We start from the raw sequence: 20836 nt of genomic DNA on the forward strand, positions 1-20836 counted from the left end.
TTAGTCGATGGTAATGGGCTCACCAATCCAACGAATGCTCGCTTCTAGCACGTTCCCGTTATCATCGATATGTTCAAAACTTAACTTCCCGTCGGCGATGATGTCGCACAAGCCGGCGCGGACGAGATCGCTCCAAGCACGACGCGTCTGAATCGATGCATCATACATCGGAATCGATTCAGGGAAACGTTCATGGAGATGGGCCAAGTTGTGATGATCGAAATGATACGGCCGCTTAGACATCTCATTCGGTGCTTTAATGTCGAACGGCTCGAACCCTTGGACGAGTCGATTTTTACGATAGAAGGCGAAGACGCCGTTGTTCAGGTGGAGCGCTTTAATGTCATCGATTTCAATCACATAGGTCAGCCGTTGAATCCAACCGTTCTTTGCATCTTGACGCATCAAAATCCCTCCTTGTTCAATGGAACACGCCTTATTTTAGCGCTGACGGCCATGAAAATCAAGTTCAGGTTGTCGGTTGTCAACGAGACGTTTATCGGCTACAATGATTGAGGTGACTATGAGGTCTGGACAATCGCGGGGCGCAAGCTTTGAGGAAAGTCCATGCTCGCACAGCCTGTGATGGCTGTAGTGATCGTGCTACACGAAACGATAAGTGTAGGCAACGCAAGTTGACGGCAGAAGAAGCACCTAAGTCCTCGGATATGGTGCAAGCTTCTTGAAAGTGCCACAGTGACGGAGTCTGTCCGGAAACGGTCAGAGTGGAACGAGGTAAACCCCACGAGCGAGAAACCCAAACTATGGTAGGGGAACTTCCCGACTGGAACCGAACGGGACGGAAGGCGCCAAACGGCGCAGATAGATGATTGTCACTCCATCGTGCCAGGGAGACCGCTACGAGCACCGGAGTACAGAACATGGCTTACAGGGCAGCATAGTCTCTCATTAAACATCGACCAGGAGTTCAAGCAATCCTACTTGAGCTCCTTTTTACTTGACCATTTTAGGACGAACACATAGAAAGTAGGGATACGATGGCAAAACGTAAATTAATCGCCACCGCAGCGATGGGAATTGAGGCGCTCGTCGCCAAAGAAGTGCGCGACCTCGGCTACACGTGCGAAGTCGAGAACGGACGCGTCTATATCGACGCGGAGATGGAAGACATTCCACGCTTGAACTTGTGGCTCCGGACGGCCGACCGCGTCAAGCTCGTCGTCGCTGAGTTCAGAGCGACGACGTTCACGGAGCTGTTCGACGGTGTCGTCGAATTGCCGTGGACCGACCTCATGCCGTGGGACGCTCGCTTCATCGTCGACGGCCGCTCGGTCAAATCGAAGCTGTTCTCGATCCGTGACTGTCAAAAGATCACAGAGAAGGCGATCGTCGACGCGATGCAACGCGGCTATAACAAACCGGGCGAGTGGCTCCCGAAGACGGGCGCCTATTACCCGATCGAAGTCGCCTTATTGAAAGATGTGGCGACGATCACGATTGACACGTCAGGAGATGCGCTCCACCGTCGGGGCTACCGTGAGCTCCACTCACAGGCACCGCTCAAAGAGACGATGGCCGCGGCAATGATTCAGCTGACGAACTGGAAGCCGGACATGCCGTTCTATGACGTCTTCACCGGTTCGGGGACGCTCGCCATCGAAGCGGCGCTCATCGGCCGCAACATCGCACCGGGCCTCAACCGTGAGTTCTGCTCACAAGACTGGCCGTGCGTGCCGAAGAAGGCCTGGTACGAGGCGATTAACGAGGCGAACGAAAAAGCCGAGTGGGACAAACCGCTCAAAATCTACGGCATCGACCTCGACCCGCGTATGGTCAAGCTCGCCAAAGACAACGCGGAGCTCGCCGACGTCCGTGACGCCATCACGTTCGTCCACAGTGACGCGGCCGCGTTGAAGCCGAAAGAAGAGTACGGTGTCATCATCGGGAACCCGCCTTACGGTGAGCGTCTGCAAACCGAGGACGAGATTATCGACCTGTACGAGCGGATCGGCCGTCAGTTTGATAAGTATCCGGGCTATAGCGTCTACATGTTGACGAGCTATGAGGACTTCGAGAAGGCGTACGGCCGCCCGGCGACGAAACGCCGCAAGCTGTATAACGGGAATATCGAGACGCAGTATTATCAATACTTCGGGAAGCGTCCGCCGAGACGTCCGGTCGAAGCGGCCACAGAAGAGTAATAAAAAAACCGCCACATGGGCGGTTCGAGACCGTCGACACGTCGACGGTCTTTTTTGTATGTGAGACAGGACGGACGTCAACCCTGTAAATAGAGCGCTAACATCGATTCGACCCAGTCGAGCTCGTCACCGTCGTACACAAGGTTCCCGTTCGCGATCAATTGCGCCATGCCATGGACCGTACTCCACATGAGGACGATCTTGTCCGGATAGTCAGACGTGTCGGTCGGTGTCGTAGCCAAATAGTTGAGCGCACACCTCCGGAACACGTTGAACGCTTCGACCGAAGAATCAATGGCCGCGGGTCCGATTTTGATGGGGACGGCTTGGTCAGAGGAGAAGATGAAGTACCGGTATGCCGGATGCTCGACTAAAAACTGGACGTAGCAGACGCCCATCTTGACGATTTGTGCGCCCGGCTCGTCCTCGTCCTGCATCGCCTTCATGAGCGCGGTCGAGAAGGCGGTCCAAACGGTCTGCCCAATCGCTTGAATCAGTTCATCCTTGTTCGTAAAATGTCGATACGGTGCCGTATGACTCACCCCGCAACGTTCGGCGACTTTTCGAATGGATAATCCGTTGACACCGGATTCATTGATTAACGAGAGTCCCTCGTCAATCAATTGTTGGCGGAGCTCGCCGTGATGATACGTTTTCTGGTCCATCGAATCCCTCATTTCTCGTTCGTCTGTCTCACCATTATAAAAGAAAAATGTTGACGGTGTAAACATAAAGGCGTAGACTAAAATCAACAAATGTTTACATTGTCAACATTGAAAGGGGAACGAGTATGATGAACCAGACTGCGCTCATCACAGGGGCCTCGAGCGGGATCGGGCTCGAGCTGGCACACGTGTTTGCGAGTAAAGGATATGACTTGATTATCGTGGCCCGTCGCGAGTCCTTGTTACTCGACTTGGAGCGGCAACTCGAATCGATCCATCCCGTCTCCGTCACGCCGGTCACGCTCGACTTGTCGTTGCCAGGAAGTGCGGCCACGCTCTATGCACAGACGTCGTCGAGCGGACGACATGTCGATGTGTTGGTCAACAATGCCGGTTTCGGTGACTATGGTGATTTTACAGAGACGGACGTGCAAAAGAATCACGATATGTTGCAAGTGAACATCGTCACGTTGACGGCACTCACCCGTCTGTATACGCCGGCGATGCTCGAGCGTCGGCATGGAGGTGTCATCAATTTGGCCTCGATTGTCGCCTTTCAGCCTGGCCCGTTGATGGCGGTCTATTATGCGTCGAAGGCGTACGTGCTCTCCTTCACCGAGGCGTTGGCCTCTGAGCTCGCCGGTAGCGGCATCGCCGTGACCGCGCTCTGTCCTGGGCCGACGGAGACCGGGTTCGCCGACGTCACCGGTCTCGAGAAATCGGTCCTGTTCGAGCGGTTCCGGCCTGTCCCGGCAAAAGACGTGGCCGAGTTCGGCTACAGGGCATGGGAAAAAGGGAAAGTCGTCGCGATCTATGGGTTACCGAACAAGTCGCTCGTCTTCGGGGAGCGGTTCTTGCCGCGGGGTGTCACCTCGAACTTGATGAAATGGATGCAAAAGAAAGCGGTCTGACGAGACGAAAACGACGCCCCTGTTAAGAGGGGCGTCAGCTTGTTGACTAACATCAATCGAATCGCTCGTCCTTCCGACGCCCACGCTTTCCGCAGGCAATCCCGGAGCCGCATCGCGACTAGCGTCGCTGCTGGGTCTCCGTCGGATTGCTCTCCTGCAGGAGTCGGGGCGCCGTCGGACGAGCAACGCAAACGGTCGCCATCTGGCGGCCGTTTGTCTTTTTCTGAGGCCTCGATGGCCGAAGAAAAAGCCTCGGACATGTTCTTCGAACCGGGGGAAAACGGGAAAAGGCAGATAAACGCCGAACCCGTCCGCTGACTAAGGAGGAACCCATATGTACCGTGCCCACCCGGAGAAGAGACATGAACCGATCCGGACGCAGACCACCCTGGACCAACTGGTCCCGCAAGACCACCTCGTCCGAAAGCTCGACCGCCACATAGACTTCTCGATCGTGCACCGGCTTTGCGCGCCCCTGTACTCGAACACCGGACAACCCGGCATCGACCCCGAGATCATCATCAAGATCATCCTCCTCGGCCCGCTGTTCAACATCCGTTCCGTCCGCCAGACGGTCAAAGAGGTCCAGACGAACCTCGCCTACCGCTGGTTCCTCGGACTCGGCATCGATGAGAAGGTGCCCGACCATTCGACGATCAGCCAGGCCTACCGGCGTCGTTTCAAAGGGAAGGACGTCTTCCAACAGATCTTCGAGGACATTTTGGGCCAGGCCGAAGCCCACGGCTTCGTGTCGGGGCGAATCCTGATCACCGACTCGACCCACATCCGTGCCAACGCGAACAAGAAAAAGTTCGACAAGGTCGAGGTCGAACGTGTGGTGAACACGATCGAGGACGAACTCCTGGACCGGGTGAACGAGGAACGGTCGGACCGGGGAAAAAAGCGCTGAAGCCCGCCCCACCCAAAAAGGAGAGCCGGTTCATCAAGGTGAGCCGGACCGACCCGGACGCGGGCTACATGTATCGTGACCAGAAGCCGGAAGGCTTTTTCTGGCTGGCGCACCGGACGGTCGACGCCAAACACAACTTCATCGTCGACGTGCACGTCACGCCCGGGAACGTCTCAGACAGCACCGTCTACGTCGCCCGTCTCGAGCACATCCTCGACCGGTTCGCCTTTCCGTTAGAAGCGGTCGCCCTCGATGCCGGGTACTTCACGACCGAGATCGCGAAGGCGCTCGTCGAGCGCGGCGTCTTCGGGGTCATCGCCCGGCGTCGCTTCGGCGGGAAGAAGGGGATGTACCGGAGGACGAGCTTCAACTATGTGTCAGAAGAGGACGTCTATATCTGCCCGGCGAAACAGCGTCTCACCTATCGCACGACCGACCGACACGGCTATCGCCACTACGCCTCCGACCCCGCGATCTGCCAGAACTGTCCGCTCCTCGAGAAGTGCACGTCCAATCGCGCCCACCGTCGCGTCATCACCCGTCATCTTGACGAAAGCTACCGCGAAGTGGTGAACCAGAACCGGCTGTCCGCATCCGGACGATCCCTCTATCGCCTCCGGCCGCAGACCGTGGAGCGCTCGTTCGCCGACGCGAAAGAGCTTCACGGGCTCCGGTTCACGTTCTACCGGGGGACCGAGAAGGTCCAGCGCGCCAACCTGGTGGCAGCCACCGCACAAAACATGAAGAAGCTGGCCAACCTGTTGGCCGAAAAAGACCGTCTACATAGCAGTTCTTCAATTTTATGTCGGGCAGAGCGCCTCGAGCTCGTTGAACACAAAAAAAGACGAACCAAATCGCAAGGGGCGATTTGGTTCGTCAACAGCCTGACGCCCCTGTTAAGAGGGGCGTCGTTTCATGACCAGTCCGTCACTCGCCGACCATGCCGTCGTTGTCGTTGTCACGCATGTACGGATAAAGCCAATGGTCACGCGTGATCGGCATCGTGAAGCCGGCGTCTTTCGCCTCTTGTATCGTCACGTGTCCGTTGCCGTTCGTATCGACGGTCGAGACGTCGCCTTCGTCTTCGGGCCGAGCGGTCTGTGGCGACTTCTCGGTCAATCCGAGTGCCGCGTTCACGTCGTCCGGGTTGACGTTGTCGAATCTGTCGACGATGACGTTCCCGTTCAGCGTGTATGTATACTGATAGTGAGACGGGATATGGGTCGAAGGGGTTGAATAAGTGATGAGCGCCTCGAAGTCGGTGACGCCGCCCGCGTTGCGAATCATCGTCTCCATATAGGCTTGGTCCCCGTGCCGGTTGAGCGTGCTGTTTTGGGGGGTGATGTTATAGGCGTTCGAGACGCCTCCGAGCGAGTCGGCGATGACGCGTACGAGCTGACCGAATTCATTCGTGAACGCCCAATACGTCCGGTCGCCATAGCCGACATCGACGACGACGTTCGCTCTCCGCTCGCCGGATAAATCACCACCGTCGACTTCGATCAGCTCGAACCCATCGAAGTGTTCAGGCGAATCGGTTTGTTCGGGCGTCGTCGTTTCGATTGCTTGAGACTCGGTCTCGATCGGTGTCGATGTGACGGAGTCGGTCTCGGCGGCACAGCCGACGAGGAGCAGGAAGCCGAGGGGGAATGCGAGAATCGTTTGATAAGATGTCATATGTTGCCTCCTACGATAAATGATGTATCCGTCTAGTGTAGAAAGGATTGTGACGTTTGACAAGCGATTGCACCTTACCCGACGTCGACGTCGGATGTTGGAGGCTGCCGCATGGTACAATCGTAAACGAGGCGTCGAGAAGCGGCATGGCCCGGACGTGTCGGGGAGGCGTTTCAATCATTTCGATACAGGCTATACATACGTATACATCGTGAGAGGAGACGAGTCATGCAGACATATACCGTTGAATACGCGTTTCAAGACAAAGAGCAGACGACCCGGACGTGTGAGGTCCAGCTCGACCGCACGCCCGATTTGAACGACAACGAGCAATTGGCCCAGATGTATCAGATCGTATCGGATGCGATCCGTAAACCGATCACAAGCTTTGAAATTTTAGCGGTTCGCTGACACATCACCCCTGGGCATGAGCCCGGGGGATTTGTTTGGTCGACCGAAAAGGAGAGGTATCACGATGAAATTGATTGTCGTAGGAATAGGGGCCGTCGCAAAGAAGGCGTACCTCCCGGTTTATGCCGGACTCGACGGGGTGGAGGTGCATCTCGTCTCACGGGATGCAGCCAAAGCCGAGCAACTTGTTGCAAAGTATCGGTTCAACGGTCATTCTCGCTCGCTCGAGGAGGCGCCGCTCCAAGACGCGGACGCCGTATTGATCCATTCGGCCACGGCCGCCCACGTCAGCCAAGTGACGTACGTGCTCGAACAGGGGCGACACGTGTTCATCGACAAGCCGGTCACGTTCACGTTCGAAGAGACCGAGCGCCTCGCCCGTCTCGCGGCGTCACAAGGCGTCGAACTCGTCACCGGGTTCAATCGTCGCTTCGCCACGGCGACGTCTGCATTAAAAGAAGTCGAAGACCCGAACATGGTGCTGATTCAGAAAAATCGGACATACAATCCGTCGACGCTTCGAGAGTTCATCGTCGAGGATTTCGTCCATGTCGTCGATACGCTCCGTTACTTGACGGGTCGCCAACCGATCGAGGCGCTCACCGTCCGACCGCGGTTCGAAGGTGACACGTTAAAGCAGCTGCAGATCCAGTTCACAGCGGGCGGCATCGAGGCGATCGGCATCATGAACCGAGACAACGGCTGTACAGAGGAAGTGATGGAAGTGATGTCTTCGCGGCTGAAACGAGTATCTCGCGACGTCGAGCGCGTATACGACCATACCGCGACTGGTGTCCTCGAACACGCCTTAAACCCGTGGGAGTCGAATCTGGACCGCCGCGGGTTCACGTCGATGATTGAGTCGTTCTTGGCTCTCGTCGCCGGAAAACCGAACGAGTCGGTCCGGGCCGAGGACAGCCTCGAGACACATTTGATTTGTGAACGGATCGTCGAGGCGGTCAAGCGCCGCTGATTCGTTTTCCGCTGTCAGAGAGCGGGTAAGAACTCCTTAAAGAGGAGGGATGTAACGTGGACTTTCAAGATGTCGTCTCACAGGCGAACGATTTGCTATGGACGTATGTCCTCATTTTTGTGTTGATTGCCGGTGGGATTTTCTTCACGATTCGGATGGGCTTCGTCCAATTCCGGATGCTGCCGGAGATGTTCAAGTTGTTGTTCGTCAAAGGATTGAAGCATGAGAAAGGGCAGGTATCCTCGTTCCAGGCGTTCGCCATCGGGACGGCCGCCCGCGTCGGTACGGGGAACATCGCCGGTGTCTCGACGGCGATCGCGCTCGGAGGGCCGGGTGCCGTGTTTTGGATGTGGCTCATCGCTTTGATCGGTTCGGCTTCGGCGTTCGTCGAGAGCACGCTCGCCCAGGTGTACAAAGTGCATGACGGGAAGGCGTGGCGTGGCGGTCCGGCATACTACATCGAACGGGCGCTCGGACAGCGTTGGCTCGGTATCGTGTTTGCGATTTTAATCACGTTCTCATTTGGGTTCGCTTTTAACTCGGTACAAGCGAACACGATTGCCTTGTCTGTCAACAACGTGTTCGACATCGACACCGTCTGGGTCGGCCTCATCTTGGCCGTCGTCACGGGCATCGTCATCTTCGGCGGGATTCGCTCGATTTCGACACTGTCGGGGATCATCGTCCCAATCATGGCCGGCGGCTACATCCTGTTGGCGCTTTGGGTCGTCTTGACGAACCTTGATGTCGTCCCGGCCGTCTTTTCGGCCATCTTCTCTGAAGGTGTGCTCGGGTTCCAACAGTTGTTCGGCGGCGCGGTCGGTGCGGCCGTGCTTCAAGGGATTCGACGCGGTCTGTTCTCGAACGAGGCCGGCATGGGATCCGCTCCGAACGCGGCCGCGACGGCCGAGGTCAGTCATCCCGTGAAGCAGGGGCTCATCCAATCGCTCAGCGTCTTCGTCGACACGCTCTTTATCTGTACGGCGACGGCGATGATCGTCTTGATTTCAGGTGTGCCGGGCTCAGAGGAGCTTCAAGGGATCGAGCTCGCCCAAGAGGCGCTCTTGACGGAGATCGGTCCGGTCGCGACCTCGCTCATGACGATCGCGATTCTCTTGTTCGCCTTCAGCTCGATTTTGGCAAATTACTATTACGGGGAGACGAACATCGAGTTCATCTCGGAACGCAAAGTCTATCTCGTCATCTATCGGATCGCCGTCGTCGGGATGGTCATGTTCGGTGCCGTCCGCTCGGCCGTGCTCGTCTGGTCGATCGCCGATATCTTCATGGGCATGATGGCGCTCGTCAACATGTACGCCATCTTCCGATTGAGCAAGATCGCCCGGGTGCTGCTCGACGACTACGTCGCCCAGAAGCGGGCCGGGAAAGACCCGCATTTCAGCCGGGATGACGTCGACTTGCCGGGCAAGGAGCACGTCGAGGCGTGGGAGCCGAAGCGTGAACATATCAGTTGAGCCGAAGCAAGGGCCATCATCCGGTCCTTGCTTTCAATCGATTATAAAATATTTATTTCAATTACCGAATTTATTTTAAAAAAACACTAAAGAAAAGAGTTAGAGTCATGCTACACACATTCAAAATTGTATTCAAGCGTTTTTTCGTGGAACGGTTCTTCGACCAGGCGGCGATGCTCGCGTATTATTTCATCTTGTCGACGTTCCCGTTCCTGTTGTTCGTGCTAGGGATCGTCGGGCTTTTGCCGTTCTCGAGTGGGGATGTGATTGAGGCGCTCGCCCTCGTCATGCCAGAGACGAGCTTCGAGCTGTTAGAAGGCAACATCGAATCCATCTTTGACGACTCAAGGCTTGGTCTCGCCTCGATTAGCATCTTGCCGGCGCTATGGATTTCATCGATGGCGGTTCAGTCGCTCGTCCGTTCGTTGAACGATGCCTATCGATTGATTCGAAACAAATCGTTCTTGCGAGGTGCGCTCCAAGATATCGCCGTGACGCTCGCGCTCATGTTCGTACTTCCGTTCTCGCTCGTCATCCCGGTCGTCGAGGCGGCGCTCCGTGAAGTGTCGACGCACATCATCTTCATCGAAGATATCGTAGCCACCTACGCCCAGATTTGGTTTTATTTCCGCTGGATTGTCGGGTCGCTCGTCTTGTTCAGCGTGTTCTTGCTCGTCTATAAATGGTTGCCGAGCCATCGCGGGACGATTCGCGACAGCTGGGGTGGGGCGGCGTTCGCCACCATCGGTATCTTGACAGTCTCGAACGTGTTCAGCTACTATTCACAGTATGCAAACTATGAGCGGTTCTATGGCCAACTCGGGGCGTTCATCGTCTTGCTCATTTGGTTCTACTTGGCTGCTTCCGTCATCTTGATCGGCGGGCTGCTCAACGCGACGCGCATCGAGCAAAAAGAAAAATCCGATTAACGTGTAATTGCAAGTTAGCATTCTTCGATACGGGGAATGGTATTCGTAAGATCGCATCTTTTAATCGGAGGTGGGAAACATGGATATGCAACGGCTCGTACACAATCGTCGTTTCATCGATCAATCATTGTTTTACCTCGCCTTACAATTATGGAAGTGGATCATGTTGCTACCGGTCTTGTTCTATTTAGACGTCTCGATGCGTGTCGCCCCGTTTTCCCAATATGTGATGGTCAGTCTTTTGCTCTACGTGGCATTTCGGGTCGTCCAGTATGTGATTGCGAGCCGAGCCTCTTTAATGGAGCTGCTCGAATTCGGGTATGGCGTCTTATCTCTCGTGCTCGTCACGTCACTGCTCATTGAAGTAGCCGCTTCCCCGACGGCCATCGCGTTTCTCGTCGCCGTCTTTCTCGTCCACCCGACGCTCGCCTTGCATCATTACCGTGATTTCACAGAACGCAAATGGCTCAACAAGCAGTTTCGTCTATTCAGTCCGATGCTCAAGCAAGGTGAGATCCCGGTCCATGTGCTCGTCTTGACGGAAGATGAGATCGTGATCACGGCCGAGAGTGGGAAAGAGTTTACGTATCGTCATATTTATTGGGGCGGCTTCTATTTCGAAAATGTCTCTTAAGGTGGTTGTTTGATTGGAAAATGTAATCGTCATCAGTTTTTGGATCGTCGCGTTCCTCGCGTTCTTCAAAGGGGCGTATGACATGTTTCGAGAGTACCGGACGACGAAACAACGTTCGGTCCTTTACTTTTTAATCGTCTTGGTCTTGACTTGGTTCTGGTTCAATCCGTATGAACTGACCGCGCTACACCCGTTCGTCCTCATGGCTTATTATTGGAACCGGAACCGGACGCTGCGGAACGTCATGCTCGTCCTCGTGCTTGTCCCGTTCGCAATCCGTGTCTGGTTGCTCGCCTCGACGATGTGAATCCAATGACATAAGAAAGGCTCGCCCCATTGTTCGGGGCGAGCCTTTTGAAGCTTATTCTTCTTTGGCGGCGGCGAGTTCTGCCTCCATCTCAGAGAATTCGCGGTTGATTCGTTTTTGTTCACGTTGGTTCGTGAACGTGCTGACGAGGACGATGGCAAGCATACTGAGGAAGAAGCCTGGCACCATCTCATAGATGACGTTCGATAAACCAGTGACGATCCACAAGATGACCGTGATGGCACCGACGAGGATTCCGGCGAGCGCACCTTGGCGTGTCATCTTCGTCCAATAAAGCGACAAGAGAATCGCTGGTCCGAAGGCTGAGCCGAATCCGGCCCATGCATAGCCGACGAGGGTCAAAATCGTGTTCGACGGGCTGAGCGACATGAGCGTCGCGACGAGACCGACGAGTAACACCCCGATCCGTCCGGCGAGGACCATCGTCTTCTCGCTGGCATCTTTATTGAAGAACTTCCGGTAGAAGTCTTCCGTCAACGCAGATGACGTGACGAGCAGTTGTGACGACACCGTCGACATGACCGCCGCGAGAATCGCAGCGAGCAAGAAGCCTGTGATGAACGGGTGGAACAAGACGTCCGAGAATTGGATGAACACCGTTTCCGGGTCGGCGAGGGCATTGCCTTGACCGCGGAAATACGCGATTCCGACGAGTCCCGTCATAACGGCACCGATAATCGATACGGTCATCCAACCCATCCCGATGCGACGAGCCGTCTTGAGCGATGGCACGTCCTTGATGGCCATAAAGCGGACGATGATGTGCGGCTGACCGAAGTAACCGAGTCCCCAAGCGAGGAGACCGATGATGCCGAGCGTCGTCGTCCCTTTGAATAAGTCGAACAGGTCCGTGTTGATGGCCGTCGCCGTGTTGACGGCGTTCGTCATCCCACCGACGTCAGTCAATGCGACGATTGGGACGAGGACGAGCGCGAGGAACATGATGACACCTTGCGCGAAGTCCGTCCAGCTGACGGCCGTGAAGCCGCCGAACAGCGTGTACAAAATGACGACGCTAATCGTGACGATGACACCTGTCTGATAGTCGATGCCGAACGAGCTTTCGAACAACTTACCGCCCGATACGAGTCCGGCCGACGTGTAGAACGTGAAGAAGATGATGATGACGGACGCAGACAAGATCCGTAGCCAGTTCGAGTGATCTCGGAACCGATTCTCAAGGAAATCTGGAATCGTGATCGAGTCGTTCGCCATCTCAGTGAAGACGCGAAGACGCGGAGCAACCAACAAGTAGTTCAAGTAAGCTCCGATGACCAATCCAACGGCTAACCAAATTGCTGATAATCCCGTGGCATACATTGCCCCCGGTAGTCCCATTAACATCCACCCACTCATATCTGACGCTCCGGCCGACATGGCGGTGACACCTGGCCCCATCTTGCGGCCACCTAACATATAATCCGATGAGTCGGTCGTGCGTTTATACGCGACATAACCGATTGCGAGCATCATCACGAGGTAAAGCGCGATGGATACCCATTCTTGCCATAACATTGTATTACCTCCTGTACGCGATTCAAATATGGTTCAATCGTCCGTTCGGACAATGTGGTTTCATTCCCACAATGTGACGAAAGCGGACGGTAAAGACGAACTTGTGACTAACCTTAACGGACCTCGGAAGTCATTGCAAACTGCAACCTTTTCATAAAAACGGCTCTAAATCGCATAATACCAAGGCATGAGCCTTACTTTTTTCACATATAAAGTTTAAATTTTCTGAATTTTCGTCACCTTGTCGAGACGTCTTTGTCATCTCGTTGTAACAAAAGTGGTGGATATCCGATGAAAAAATAAAAAGGGACGGCTCATTCGAGCAGTCCCTTCATTAACTATGTACGTTCTATTCGAGCGTCCGACCGAAGGCGATTCGTTCGACCGTCCGCATCGTCGGGAACGTTTGACCCGACTTTGCTTGCATCGTCACGAGCGCATACTGTTTGCCCGCTTGTTCCATCAAAAAGACCATCGTGTAGCCTGACTCGTCCGTATATCCCGTCTTCGTCGCCGTCACTAAATCAGAGTAATGGATGCTGCGCTCGTTCACGGCCGAACCGAGGTGATACCACCAACGACGTTTGCCGTTCCCGTCCTTGTCCGTGAACTTTGCCTCGTACTCATATGTGCCGGCAATCTCGACGAGCTCTGGATAACGAGCGAACACATAAGCAATCTTCGCCATGTCATGAGCTGTCGTGTAGTGGTCCGGGTCAGAGTAGCCGTGGGCATTCATGAAATGCGTTCCCGTCAAACCGAGGACTTCCGCCCGAGCGTTCATCCGTTCGACGAAAGCGGTCGTCGTCCCGCTCACATACTCGGCAAGGCTGTTGGCCGCATCATTGCCCGACTCGAGCAACGTCGCATAGAGCGCTTGGCGGACGGACAACGTGTCACCGACCGCGAGGTGTGCGATATGACTGTCCCATGGGATGTCGAGTGTCGACGGTTTGATCTCGACGAGTGGAAGGTCGAGTTCGCCGGCGAGACTTGCTTGCTCATAGGCGAGGAGTGCCGTCATCAATTTCGTCGTGCTCGCCGGATAAACACGGGCCTCCCCTTGTTTATCGAGTAAAATGACGCCGTCTGTCAAATCGACGAACGTCATCGCGCCGACGAGGATCTCTTCATCGTCTACTTGTTCCATGACGTCTAGTCGCCAGTCGCTCATCGGGATATTGGGAAACGTCGGACCTTGACTGACCGGTTCGACGACAGGAGCCTCGATTGAAGGTTGGACGGGCGTCTCCCGTTTGAACCCGACAAGGGCCGGGATTAATGCGACGATTGCGAGCAAAATCAAGCCAAAAATGATTCGTCGCATCATATATGTTCGTTGTTTATGTCTCCGTGTTCGATTCACTCTACATTCGCCCCTTTATTGTTTACTTTTCTACCATAATGGATATCAAACAAATAAATCGTCAGAAAAATCAAGAAACAGGTCAATATTTTTTTACAAGGCTCAGGATTCCGTTCCATAAATGTAAACCGTGTCGAAATCCATATGCGGAGATAGGCAACGTCTGACGAATATAATAAAGTAGTGATGTAAGGATAAATGAACAGGGGTGGTCATGACATGGAATTGACAAAGCAGTGGCGCGAGCATTTTAAACAGTTGCGCGCCTTCGACGAGGCGATCTCGTTACTTTATTGGGATATGCGGACCCAAATGCCGGAACAGTCGGCACCGTTACGGGCGGAGACGATCGGGTATCTTTCGACCGAGGCGTTCAAGCGTCAGACGAGCGAATCGTTCAAACGACTGCTCGACGAGATGGAAGGGGCAGATGGATTGACGCCAATCGAGTCCCGCTCGCTGTCTGTCGCCAAGACGCAATATGAACGCAATGCGAAGATTCCGCCTGAAGAGTACCAGGCGTACGTCACGCTCGTGTCAGAAGCGGAGACCGCTTGGGAGAAAGCGAAAGAACGGGATGACTGGGGGATGTTCGCACCATATTTAGAAAAGATTGTCGCGTATCAACGGAAGTTCGCCGATTATTTCGGGTATGCGTCACATCCGTACGACGCGTTGCTCTATGACTTCGAGCCAGGGATGACGGTCGCGCAACTCGACCGATTGTTCGAAGGACTGCGCGATGAGCTCGTCCCGCTCATCCGTCAACTGAAACAGGCGGGGGCGCCCCTCGACTGGTCGATGGACCAGAAGGCGCAAGAACGAATCTGTCACGACTGGATGCGGGTCGTCGACTACGATTTGAGCCGCGGACGTTTGGATGCGACCGTCCATCCGTTTGAGATTACGATCAACCGTCGGGACGTCCGCATCACGACGAAATATGATGAGGCCGACTATCGGAACGCCTTGTTCGGTACGATGCACGAGGCGGGGCACGCGACGTATGAGCAACAAATCGATGCCGCACTCGACGAACTCGGACTCGGCGGTGGTGCCTCGATGGGCATCCACGAGTCGCAGTCGTTGTTCTTCGAGAACTTCGTCGGCCGAAGCGTCGCTTTCTTGAAGAGCGTCTACCCGAGCCTACAAGCCGAGCATCCGCCGCTTTCGTCCATCGATTTCGAGACGTTCTATGCCGGGGTGAACGAGGCGAAACCGTCACTCATCCGAATCGAGGCCGACGAGTTGACGTACAGCCTTCATATCATCATCCGGTATGAGCTCGAGAAGGCGCTCATCCAAGGCACGTTGTCCGTTGCCGAGCTGCCGGCGGCGTGGAACCGCCTCTATAAAGAGTACCTCGGTGTCGACGTCCCGAGCGACGCGAAAGGCGTGCTTCAAGACGTGCACTGGGCGGGCGGTTCGTTCGGTTACTTCCCGAGCTATGCCCTCGGTCTCGTCTATGCGGCCCAATTGACGGAGACGCTACGGGCCCAACACCCAGAGCTTGACACGTGGATTGCGAGCGGGGAGTTCGGTCCGATCAAGCAGTGGCTCGAGACGAACGTGCATCGCCACGGCAAATCGCTCACACCGAACGAGTTGATTCGGGAAGTGACGGGGGAAGACATCTCGGTCCGTCCGCTCGTGCGCTATTTGACGGCCAAATATGGCACAGCGTGAGCCGATGAAGCTATACGCCCACCGTGGGGTGATGGCGCACTACCCAGAGAACACGATGTCGGCGTTCAAGGCCGCTATCAAGGTCGGTGCGGACGGCATCGAGACGGACGTGCACATGACGCGGGACGGGGAACTCGTGCTCATCCATGACGAATCGCTCGAGCGGACGACGGACGGACGTGGCCGTGTCGTCGACAAGACGTTCGCCGAGCTCCGGACAGCCAACGCGGCGTTCCGGTTCGGGGGAGAGGAACCGATTCCGACACTCGAAGCGTTCCTCAAGTTGGTCAAGCCGACACCGCTCCTCGTCAACCTTGAGCTGAAGACGGATGTCGAGCACTATCGGGGCATCGAGCGTCGTCTCATCGAAATCGTTGAACGGACCGGTTTTCCAGCCGAGCGTCTTATCGTCTCTTCCTTTAATCACGAGACGTTACGACGTTTACGCGAGTTGACGACCGAATATGAACTTGCCGCCCTGTCCTCAAAACGGATGACGGACCCGGTCTCCTATTTGAAACAGCTCGGGGCGAATGCGCTTCATCCGAGCGTCCGCGCGTTAACCGACGCCGAGATCGAGGCATTGGTCGAAGCAGGAATCCGTGTCCGGCCGTACACGGTCAAGACGGAAGAACAATTGCATCGCTTCAGCAGGCTCGGCGTCGACGCGTTATTCGTCAACGACGTCGAATGGGCCCGAGCACATTTGACCCCGTGACAATGTATGTCACGGGGTTTTTATTTAATCGAGACAGGGAAGTAACAATATTGTAAAGAAAGCGGTAACACTCGAAGAAGGCGTCACAGCACATTCGAGACACACTGTCGCCTTTACGCCATCGTCCCGTTGTCTTAAGTTTAAGATGTCACCAGCTACATAGCAATCAGATGTAGCACGCTATGCAGCACTACACCAAATCTGTTGTACGTAGTCCATCGGTCACACTTAAGGGGAAAAGGGAGGAAATTTCACATGAAGAAACTGATGTCTCTACTCGGAACGCTCGCTCTCGCGTTCGCACTCGTCTTACCAGTCAGCGCGGACGGTCACGACGGCGATGCGATGGTCCGGGTGCTTCACGCTTCACCTGATGCTCCGGCGGTCGATGTGTATGTCAACGGCGAAGTCGCGGTCGAAGGCGCAGAGTTCAAAGCGCTCACTGACTATTTGACACTACCAGCCGGCGACTATAACGTCGAAATCAAACCAGCCGGTGACTCTGAGACGGTCGTCGTCGCAGCGGATCTCTCACTTGAAGCTGGCAAATTCTATACCGCTGCAGCGATTGGACAACTCGAGAACATCGAGATCGCAGCGATGGAAGATGACGCCAACTTCGAAGATGGCAAGTCGAAAGTCCGTGTCGCTCACTTCGCACCAGACGCGCCAGCAGTCGATGTGGCACCGAAAGGCGGAGACCCGCTCTTCTCGAACCTCGAGTTCAAAGCGGTATCTGACTACGGTACACTTGACGCCGGAACGTATGACCTCGAAGTTCGCCCAGCCGGCGCAACGGACGTCGTGAAGGCGCTCGACGGTGTCGCCCTTGAAGGTGGTAAGAACTACACGGCATTCGCGATCGGACTCCTCGAAGGTGAACCAGCGTTTGAAGTATTGCTCGCAGCAGACGGCGGGGAAATGGCTGGAGCTCCTGAGACTGGACAAGGCGGACTCGCCCAGTCTGCTTCGATGAACTGGTTGCTCGCAGCAGCAGTCCTCGGTGCGGCAGCGGCTGGCTTCTACGTCTTTCGTCGTAAGCAGCAAGACGCCTAAGCTTTTACTGATTGGATCGTTCGCGTTTCTCTCGATGGCCGCTGAGGTCGATGCGCCGGACAAAGAGTTCCGACTCCCAACCGTCGGATTCGCCGAACCGCTCGTCCTCGCCTCGACCGAGGTCAGTCGGCAGTCGTTTCACCGGGAAACGTTCATCCCAAAACGACTCATCATCCCATCCATTGATGTCGATGCGACAATCGAACCGGTCGGGAAAGACCGACTCGACCGGATGGACACGCCGGATGACGTCAATGCAGTCGGATGGTATCAATACGGCGCACGTGCCGGCGCAATCGGCAACGTCGTCTTATCCGGACATTTGGACGATCTCCAAGGTCCGGCCATCTTCAGCGAACTCGCCACGTTACAACTCGGAGAGACGGTGACGCTCCAACGTGACGAGCGAGTCGCACAGTATGAGGTCGTCTCCGTGAATCGATACCGGCTCGAGGACGTGCCGCTCGCTTCCATCTTCGCGGCCACACAATCCGAACGGTTGCAACTGATCACCTGTGCAGGGCCTTATGACCCTGAACGTGGGTATCGCGATCGAATCATCGTGACTGCGAAGCTCATACGAAATTAAATCGATGGCCCGGAGTGATTGCCACTCCGGGCTGTTTATTGTTAAATGGGGTGTCGTCACTTTTATTCAGGACGCGGAACGGGGAAGATAACTATCAAATCATTTAGAAAGTATGTCGCATCGGTCGGTCTTTGGCTTATGATGTACCTTCTCGTCTATATCGCCACAGAACAGGCCGCTTGGAGCTTGTTCCTTGCGAGTGCGATCTATGGAATCTGGTTCAACGTAACCAAGAGATCAGTCAGAAGGCAGGCACGCGCGATAAATCGAGAGCTAAGAGGAATGCGCCTTCGCAACGAGGACGATTTGCATAAAGAGGCTAAACGTAGGTGGGAAGAAAAGAAACGGGATCGAGCGACTCATGAAAACTAAATAATAGATGTAAAAAAATAAGCCATAAATCCATCATCGGGATGGGTCCATGGCTTATTTTGATGTCGTCGTAAACCGTTACGCGTCCATACGGTCGAGCAACTTCGACAAGACGATGAGCTCTTCGTCAGAGAAGTCCTCGAACACGTCCATCAAGTACTCGATTTTCATGTCTTCTAACGTCTCGAACAAGGCGCGGCCTTCTTCAGTCGCTTGGAGTTCGACGACGCGGCGGTCGCGCTCGCTCCGTTCACGCGAGATGAGTCCTTTCTTCGTCAACTCATCTGCGAGTGCCGTGATCATCGAGGCCGAGAACTGGAACTCGTTCGAGAGTGCCGAAGCGATTTGGGGACTCGTTTGGCAGAGTGACCGAAGGATGAAAAATTCGTTACGCGTCAAATACTGTGAGAACATCGCCCGGAGGTTTTTTTTCACTCCACGATAGTTCATGCGGATCCCGCGTTCGGCGTCAGCGACGAGCTGACGGCGGGATGCTGTCTGTACAGGGGTTGTCATCCTCGGAAGTACCTCCTACTTAAAATCATTATTTGCATATATTTCAGTACATAAAAACATTCTACAATAAAAACATGAAGTCTGTAAAGTTATGTCGGCTCTTCCCGGATCCGTAATTGTTGGATGATTTCGTCATAATGTTTCAAGTCTGGATAGAAGCGACGGAAGAAAAACTCAATCTGTTGGTCGTCCCCTTCCACGAGCAGTTTGGCGAGAACCGCATAGACGACACCCATCCCTTGACGGGGAAGGAGCGAAGACGGGAGAAGCGCCGAACAGTTCACGGCCCGGTTGAAATACAAATCGAGCGTCTCGCTCAAGTCGTGGAACGTGCGAATCTGGGCGTAATGGAACATGCGCGTCAGCTCGATGATTGTCGACAAGTCCGTCTCGAGCAACCAGTCGCTCTGGAAGATGGCGTTGTCGAGCTTCTCGACCGTCGGATCGTTCGCGATATAATAGTTCAAGTTGTCACGGGTGATCGTCACTTCTTCAGGGGAAGCGATGATTCGTTCGACCGTCTCCTGTTCGAACGTCCGGAGCTGTTTCCGGATATTGACGAACTCTGAATCAGCGATCTCGAGGAGCCCGGCTACGCGGCTGAAGCTACGCTTGATTTCTGGGGGGACGGCGTTCGGGTTCTTATAGCCGAGGTCGTGCTCAATCTCGGCCCAGGCGTGTTGCAAGATGGAGCGGACCTGAATCTCCGCTTCTTTCTCCTGATAGCGCTCATATTCACCGAGCGCGAGCCGCTTGTCGCTCAACCCGACGACATAATGGACGGATAAGTAACCGAACTCGTTCGCATCGAGCAGCGTCGATTTGTCAATCGACTGTTCCCGGTCGATCCGAAACTCTTCTTCGAGGATTTGCGCGACGGCCCGGACATCGTCATGAAAATACGTGACGATCCGTAGCCCGGCCAAGTCCTGTACGTCCCGAAGTGACCGATATTGATACGGCTTCCTGGATAGTTTTGCATAGAGGCTCTCGGCCTCTTTCGCCCGAGCGACGATGGAATGGAATTGGATCCCGGCGTTGTCGAGCAACTCGCTGAGCAATTGCTTCAGTTTGGCCGCGAACGCCTCATAGTCTTCTTTCTCATTCAAGTAGTCGAGCATGATCGCATTCATATCTTGTTTCGGCATCCATATCACTCCTTGTCTCATTGACATAAGTATAGCATCATTGATTTGAGCGTACATACTGAGGAGTCAGCGAGGAGGAGAGACATGAAAGCGCATCATACGTTTCGCTCAATCGAGCGTGAGAAGCTCGAGATCATCGCTTCGCTATTGCAGCAGGCCGGCTATCGGATCACACGAATCACCCCGAGACAGGGAGAGCTGACGTTCAAGGCGACACGGGACGGCGTTCATTCGGGAGAAGACGAGCAGGCACGGGTCGGTCAACTCGTCGAACATTTCAACATCGAATCTTGGTCCGTCACGTTCACATGAACCATCCTTCAAACAATCCGTCAGAAATCGGGTTTTAGCGCTCATTTTTTGGGAATAGTATATTATTCGATTTTGACTGTGAACGTTTAGGAGGATGAAGGATGTTAGAAACGAGAATCGTACGAGATATGACGTCGGTCGACCATGAAGTGAACGGGATGGTGTCGGGCGGCTGTGTGAACGAGCACATTTACTTATTTGCCAAAGATGAAGAATTGACGCTCCGTCTCGCCGCCGAGGCCGGTGTCCAGCCGTATCGGATCACCGAGAAAGGACTTTGGGAGTCGCTCATGTCCAAGTTCACGAAGAACTCGGACGACCGCATCGAGCAGCTCGAGAGCCTCGGCTTGACGAAACAGATGGTCGAATCGCTCGAAGGCGAGATTCAAGACGGAAAAATCGTGTTGGTCTGCGACAAATCATAAAACAAGACGGAACTGACACGTGTCAGCTGGGCTAACCTAAATTTTTGAGACAATATAA

At 54.7% G+C, this 20836-nt stretch carries 21 protein-coding genes, 1 other RNA gene and 1 pseudogene; 16 read left to right on the plus strand and 7 right to left on the minus strand.

Annotated elements, in window-relative coordinates; genetic code table 11:
* Positions 1 to 405: a hypothetical protein gene (locus tag RT52_RS02665; RefSeq protein ID WP_034814935.1), complete on the minus strand. Its 405-nt coding sequence runs from the start codon at positions 403 to 405 to the stop codon at positions 1 to 3.
* Between the two features lie 121 nt (positions 406 to 526).
* Here RT52_RS02665 and rnpB point away from each other — a divergent pair.
* Both rnpB and RT52_RS02670 read left to right on the plus strand, forming a co-directional pair.
* Positions 527 to 894: RNase P RNA component class B (gene rnpB, locus RT52_RS16130), an RNA gene on the plus strand.
* A gap of 104 nt (positions 895 to 998) precedes the next feature.
* The gene (locus tag RT52_RS02670; RefSeq protein ID WP_034814936.1) at positions 999 to 2162 is read left to right on the plus strand and encodes a THUMP domain-containing class I SAM-dependent RNA methyltransferase; all 1164 of its coding nucleotides are present in this window, start codon (positions 999 to 1001) and stop codon (positions 2160 to 2162) included.
* A 77-nt stretch (positions 2163 to 2239) separates the two neighbouring features.
* Here the strand turns inward: RT52_RS02670 and RT52_RS02675 are convergent, their stop codons facing one another.
* A complete protein-coding gene (locus RT52_RS02675; RefSeq protein ID WP_034814937.1) occupies positions 2240 to 2827 on the minus strand; it encodes a TetR/AcrR family transcriptional regulator in 588 nt (195 codons plus the stop codon).
* Positions 2828 to 2952: 125 nt separating this feature from the next.
* Between RT52_RS02675 and RT52_RS02680 the strand changes: the two genes are divergently transcribed.
* Together RT52_RS02680 and RT52_RS16140 are read left to right on the plus strand one after the other, a co-directional pair.
* Positions 2953 to 3738, plus strand: coding sequence for an SDR family NAD(P)-dependent oxidoreductase (locus tag RT52_RS02680; protein WP_034814938.1), 786 nt, complete (start codon positions 2953 to 2955; stop codon positions 3736 to 3738).
* Positions 3739 to 4072: 334 nt separating this feature from the next.
* Positions 4073 to 5403, plus strand: a pseudogene (locus RT52_RS16140) (IS1182 family transposase); the annotation flags it as partial.
* Positions 5404 to 5575: 172 nt separating this feature from the next.
* Here the strand turns inward: RT52_RS16140 and RT52_RS02700 are convergent.
* The gene (locus RT52_RS02700) at positions 5576 to 6325 is read right to left on the minus strand and encodes a hypothetical protein (RefSeq protein ID WP_034814942.1); all 750 of its coding nucleotides are present in this window, start codon (positions 6323 to 6325) and stop codon (positions 5576 to 5578) included.
* 228 nt (positions 6326 to 6553) lie between these two features.
* On the opposite strand from RT52_RS02700, the gene RT52_RS02705 reads away from it, so the two are divergent.
* The 6 genes from RT52_RS02705 (at position 6554) to RT52_RS02730 (ending at position 11054) form a co-directional block, all read left to right on the plus strand.
* Positions 6554 to 6736 carry a hypothetical protein gene (locus RT52_RS02705; protein WP_034814943.1) on the plus strand — a complete coding sequence of 61 codons (183 nt, stop codon included), beginning with the start codon at positions 6554 to 6556 and terminating at the stop codon, positions 6734 to 6736.
* Positions 6737 to 6800: 64 nt separating this feature from the next.
* The gene (locus RT52_RS02710; protein ID WP_034814945.1) at positions 6801 to 7709 is read left to right on the plus strand and encodes a Gfo/Idh/MocA family protein; all 909 of its coding nucleotides are present in this window, start codon (positions 6801 to 6803) and stop codon (positions 7707 to 7709) included.
* A 56-nt stretch (positions 7710 to 7765) separates the two neighbouring features.
* Positions 7766 to 9184, plus strand: coding sequence for an alanine/glycine:cation symporter family protein (locus RT52_RS02715; protein ID WP_034814947.1), 1419 nt, complete (start codon positions 7766 to 7768; stop codon positions 9182 to 9184).
* Between the two features lie 107 nt (positions 9185 to 9291).
* A complete protein-coding gene (locus RT52_RS02720; protein WP_034814948.1) occupies positions 9292 to 10113 on the plus strand; it encodes a YihY/virulence factor BrkB family protein in 822 nt (273 codons plus the stop codon).
* Positions 10114 to 10198: 85 nt separating this feature from the next.
* On the plus strand, positions 10199 to 10747 hold the full coding sequence (locus tag RT52_RS02725; protein WP_245175452.1) for a hypothetical protein: 549 nt from the start codon (positions 10199 to 10201) through the stop codon (positions 10745 to 10747).
* A 13-nt stretch (positions 10748 to 10760) separates the two neighbouring features.
* Entirely contained in the window at positions 10761 to 11054 is a 294-nt protein-coding gene (locus RT52_RS02730) for a hypothetical protein (RefSeq protein WP_034814952.1), read from the plus strand.
* A 54-nt stretch (positions 11055 to 11108) separates the two neighbouring features.
* Here RT52_RS02730 and putP read toward each other — a convergent pair whose 3' ends face one another.
* Both putP and RT52_RS02740 read right to left on the minus strand, forming a co-directional pair.
* Positions 11109 to 12590, minus strand: coding sequence for a sodium/proline symporter PutP (gene putP / locus RT52_RS02735; RefSeq protein WP_034814953.1), 1482 nt, complete (start codon positions 12588 to 12590; stop codon positions 11109 to 11111).
* A 349-nt stretch (positions 12591 to 12939) separates the two neighbouring features.
* Positions 12940 to 13917, minus strand: a complete 978-nt coding sequence (locus RT52_RS02740; RefSeq protein ID WP_034814976.1) for a D-alanyl-D-alanine carboxypeptidase family protein — start codon at positions 13915 to 13917, stop codon at positions 12940 to 12942.
* A gap of 258 nt (positions 13918 to 14175) precedes the next feature.
* Between RT52_RS02740 and RT52_RS02745 the strand changes: the two genes are divergently transcribed.
* The 4 genes from RT52_RS02745 (at position 14176) to RT52_RS02760 (ending at position 18005) form a co-directional block, all read left to right on the plus strand.
* Positions 14176 to 15642 (plus strand): carboxypeptidase M32, encoded by a 1467-nt coding sequence (locus RT52_RS02745; protein ID WP_034814955.1) that lies wholly within the window; start codon positions 14176 to 14178, stop codon positions 15640 to 15642.
* Positions 15629 to 16360 (plus strand): glycerophosphodiester phosphodiesterase, encoded by a 732-nt coding sequence (locus RT52_RS02750; protein ID WP_245175453.1) that lies wholly within the window; start codon positions 15629 to 15631, stop codon positions 16358 to 16360. The genes RT52_RS02745 and RT52_RS02750 overlap by 14 nt, the downstream gene beginning before the upstream one ends.
* Positions 16361 to 16615: 255 nt before the next feature.
* The gene (locus RT52_RS02755; RefSeq protein ID WP_034814956.1) at positions 16616 to 17416 is read left to right on the plus strand and encodes a DUF4397 domain-containing protein; all 801 of its coding nucleotides are present in this window, start codon (positions 16616 to 16618) and stop codon (positions 17414 to 17416) included.
* A gap of 34 nt (positions 17417 to 17450) precedes the next feature.
* Positions 17451 to 18005 (plus strand): class F sortase, encoded by a 555-nt coding sequence (locus RT52_RS02760; RefSeq protein WP_245175454.1) that lies wholly within the window; start codon positions 17451 to 17453, stop codon positions 18003 to 18005.
* Positions 18006 to 18455: 450 nt separating this feature from the next.
* Here the strand turns inward: RT52_RS02760 and RT52_RS02770 are convergent, their stop codons facing one another.
* Both RT52_RS02770 and RT52_RS02775 read right to left on the minus strand, forming a co-directional pair.
* Complete coding sequence (locus tag RT52_RS02770; RefSeq protein ID WP_034806634.1) at positions 18456 to 18893, minus strand: MarR family winged helix-turn-helix transcriptional regulator; 438 nt, start codon at positions 18891 to 18893, stop codon at positions 18456 to 18458.
* Positions 18894 to 18982: 89 nt separating this feature from the next.
* Entirely contained in the window at positions 18983 to 20041 is a 1059-nt protein-coding gene (locus RT52_RS02775; protein ID WP_245175455.1) for a GTP pyrophosphokinase, read from the minus strand.
* Positions 20042 to 20125: 84 nt separating this feature from the next.
* On the opposite strand from RT52_RS02775, the gene RT52_RS02780 reads away from it, so the two are divergent.
* Positions 20126 to 20353, plus strand: a complete 228-nt coding sequence (locus RT52_RS02780) for a hypothetical protein (protein WP_034814961.1) — start codon at positions 20126 to 20128, stop codon at positions 20351 to 20353.
* A gap of 101 nt (positions 20354 to 20454) precedes the next feature.
* Positions 20455 to 20778 carry a YflT domain-containing protein gene (locus tag RT52_RS02785; RefSeq protein WP_034806639.1) on the plus strand — a complete coding sequence of 108 codons (324 nt, stop codon included), beginning with the start codon at positions 20455 to 20457 and terminating at the stop codon, positions 20776 to 20778.
* Positions 20779 to 20836 lie beyond the last annotated feature (58 nt).

Origin of the sequence: Exiguobacterium alkaliphilum 12/1 (assembly GCF_000714435.1) — a bacterium.
GTDB lineage: Bacteria > Bacillota > Bacilli > Exiguobacteriales > Exiguobacteriaceae > Exiguobacterium > Exiguobacterium alkaliphilum.

Excerpts from the sequence above, each read along its gene's own strand:
- RT52_RS02665 (WP_034814935.1), bottom strand. The coding sequence starts at position 405 with ATGCGTCAAGATGCAAAGAACGGTTGGATTCAACGGCTGACCTATGTG.
- RT52_RS02670 (WP_034814936.1), top strand. The coding sequence starts at position 999 with ATGGCAAAACGTAAATTAATCGCCACCGCAGCGATGGGAATTGAGGCG.
- RT52_RS02675 (WP_034814937.1), bottom strand. The coding sequence starts at position 2,827 with ATGGACCAGAAAACGTATCATCACGGCGAGCTCCGCCAACAATTGATT.
- RT52_RS02680 (WP_034814938.1), top strand. The coding sequence starts at position 2,953 with ATGATGAACCAGACTGCGCTCATCACAGGGGCCTCGAGCGGGATCGGG.
- RT52_RS02700 (WP_034814942.1), bottom strand. The coding sequence starts at position 6,325 with ATGACATCTTATCAAACGATTCTCGCATTCCCCCTCGGCTTCCTGCTC.
- RT52_RS02705 (WP_034814943.1), top strand. The coding sequence starts at position 6,554 with ATGCAGACATATACCGTTGAATACGCGTTTCAAGACAAAGAGCAGACG.
- RT52_RS02710 (WP_034814945.1), top strand. The coding sequence starts at position 6,801 with ATGAAATTGATTGTCGTAGGAATAGGGGCCGTCGCAAAGAAGGCGTAC.
- RT52_RS02720 (WP_034814948.1), top strand. The coding sequence starts at position 9,292 with ATGCTACACACATTCAAAATTGTATTCAAGCGTTTTTTCGTGGAACGG.
- RT52_RS02725 (WP_245175452.1), top strand. The coding sequence starts at position 10,199 with ATGCAACGGCTCGTACACAATCGTCGTTTCATCGATCAATCATTGTTT.
- putP (WP_034814953.1), bottom strand. The coding sequence starts at position 12,590 with ATGTTATGGCAAGAATGGGTATCCATCGCGCTTTACCTCGTGATGATG.
- RT52_RS02740 (WP_034814976.1), bottom strand. The coding sequence starts at position 13,917 with ATGCGACGAATCATTTTTGGCTTGATTTTGCTCGCAATCGTCGCATTA.
- RT52_RS02745 (WP_034814955.1), top strand. The coding sequence starts at position 14,176 with ATGGAATTGACAAAGCAGTGGCGCGAGCATTTTAAACAGTTGCGCGCC.
- RT52_RS02750 (WP_245175453.1), top strand. The coding sequence starts at position 15,629 with ATGGCACAGCGTGAGCCGATGAAGCTATACGCCCACCGTGGGGTGATG.
- RT52_RS02755 (WP_034814956.1), top strand. The coding sequence starts at position 16,616 with ATGAAGAAACTGATGTCTCTACTCGGAACGCTCGCTCTCGCGTTCGCA.
- RT52_RS02760 (WP_245175454.1), top strand. The coding sequence starts at position 17,451 with ATGGCCGCTGAGGTCGATGCGCCGGACAAAGAGTTCCGACTCCCAACC.
- RT52_RS02770 (WP_034806634.1), bottom strand. The coding sequence starts at position 18,893 with ATGACAACCCCTGTACAGACAGCATCCCGCCGTCAGCTCGTCGCTGAC.
- RT52_RS02775 (WP_245175455.1), bottom strand. The coding sequence starts at position 20,041 with ATGCCGAAACAAGATATGAATGCGATCATGCTCGACTACTTGAATGAG.
- RT52_RS02780 (WP_034814961.1), top strand. The coding sequence starts at position 20,126 with ATGAAAGCGCATCATACGTTTCGCTCAATCGAGCGTGAGAAGCTCGAG.
- RT52_RS02785 (WP_034806639.1), top strand. The coding sequence starts at position 20,455 with ATGTTAGAAACGAGAATCGTACGAGATATGACGTCGGTCGACCATGAA.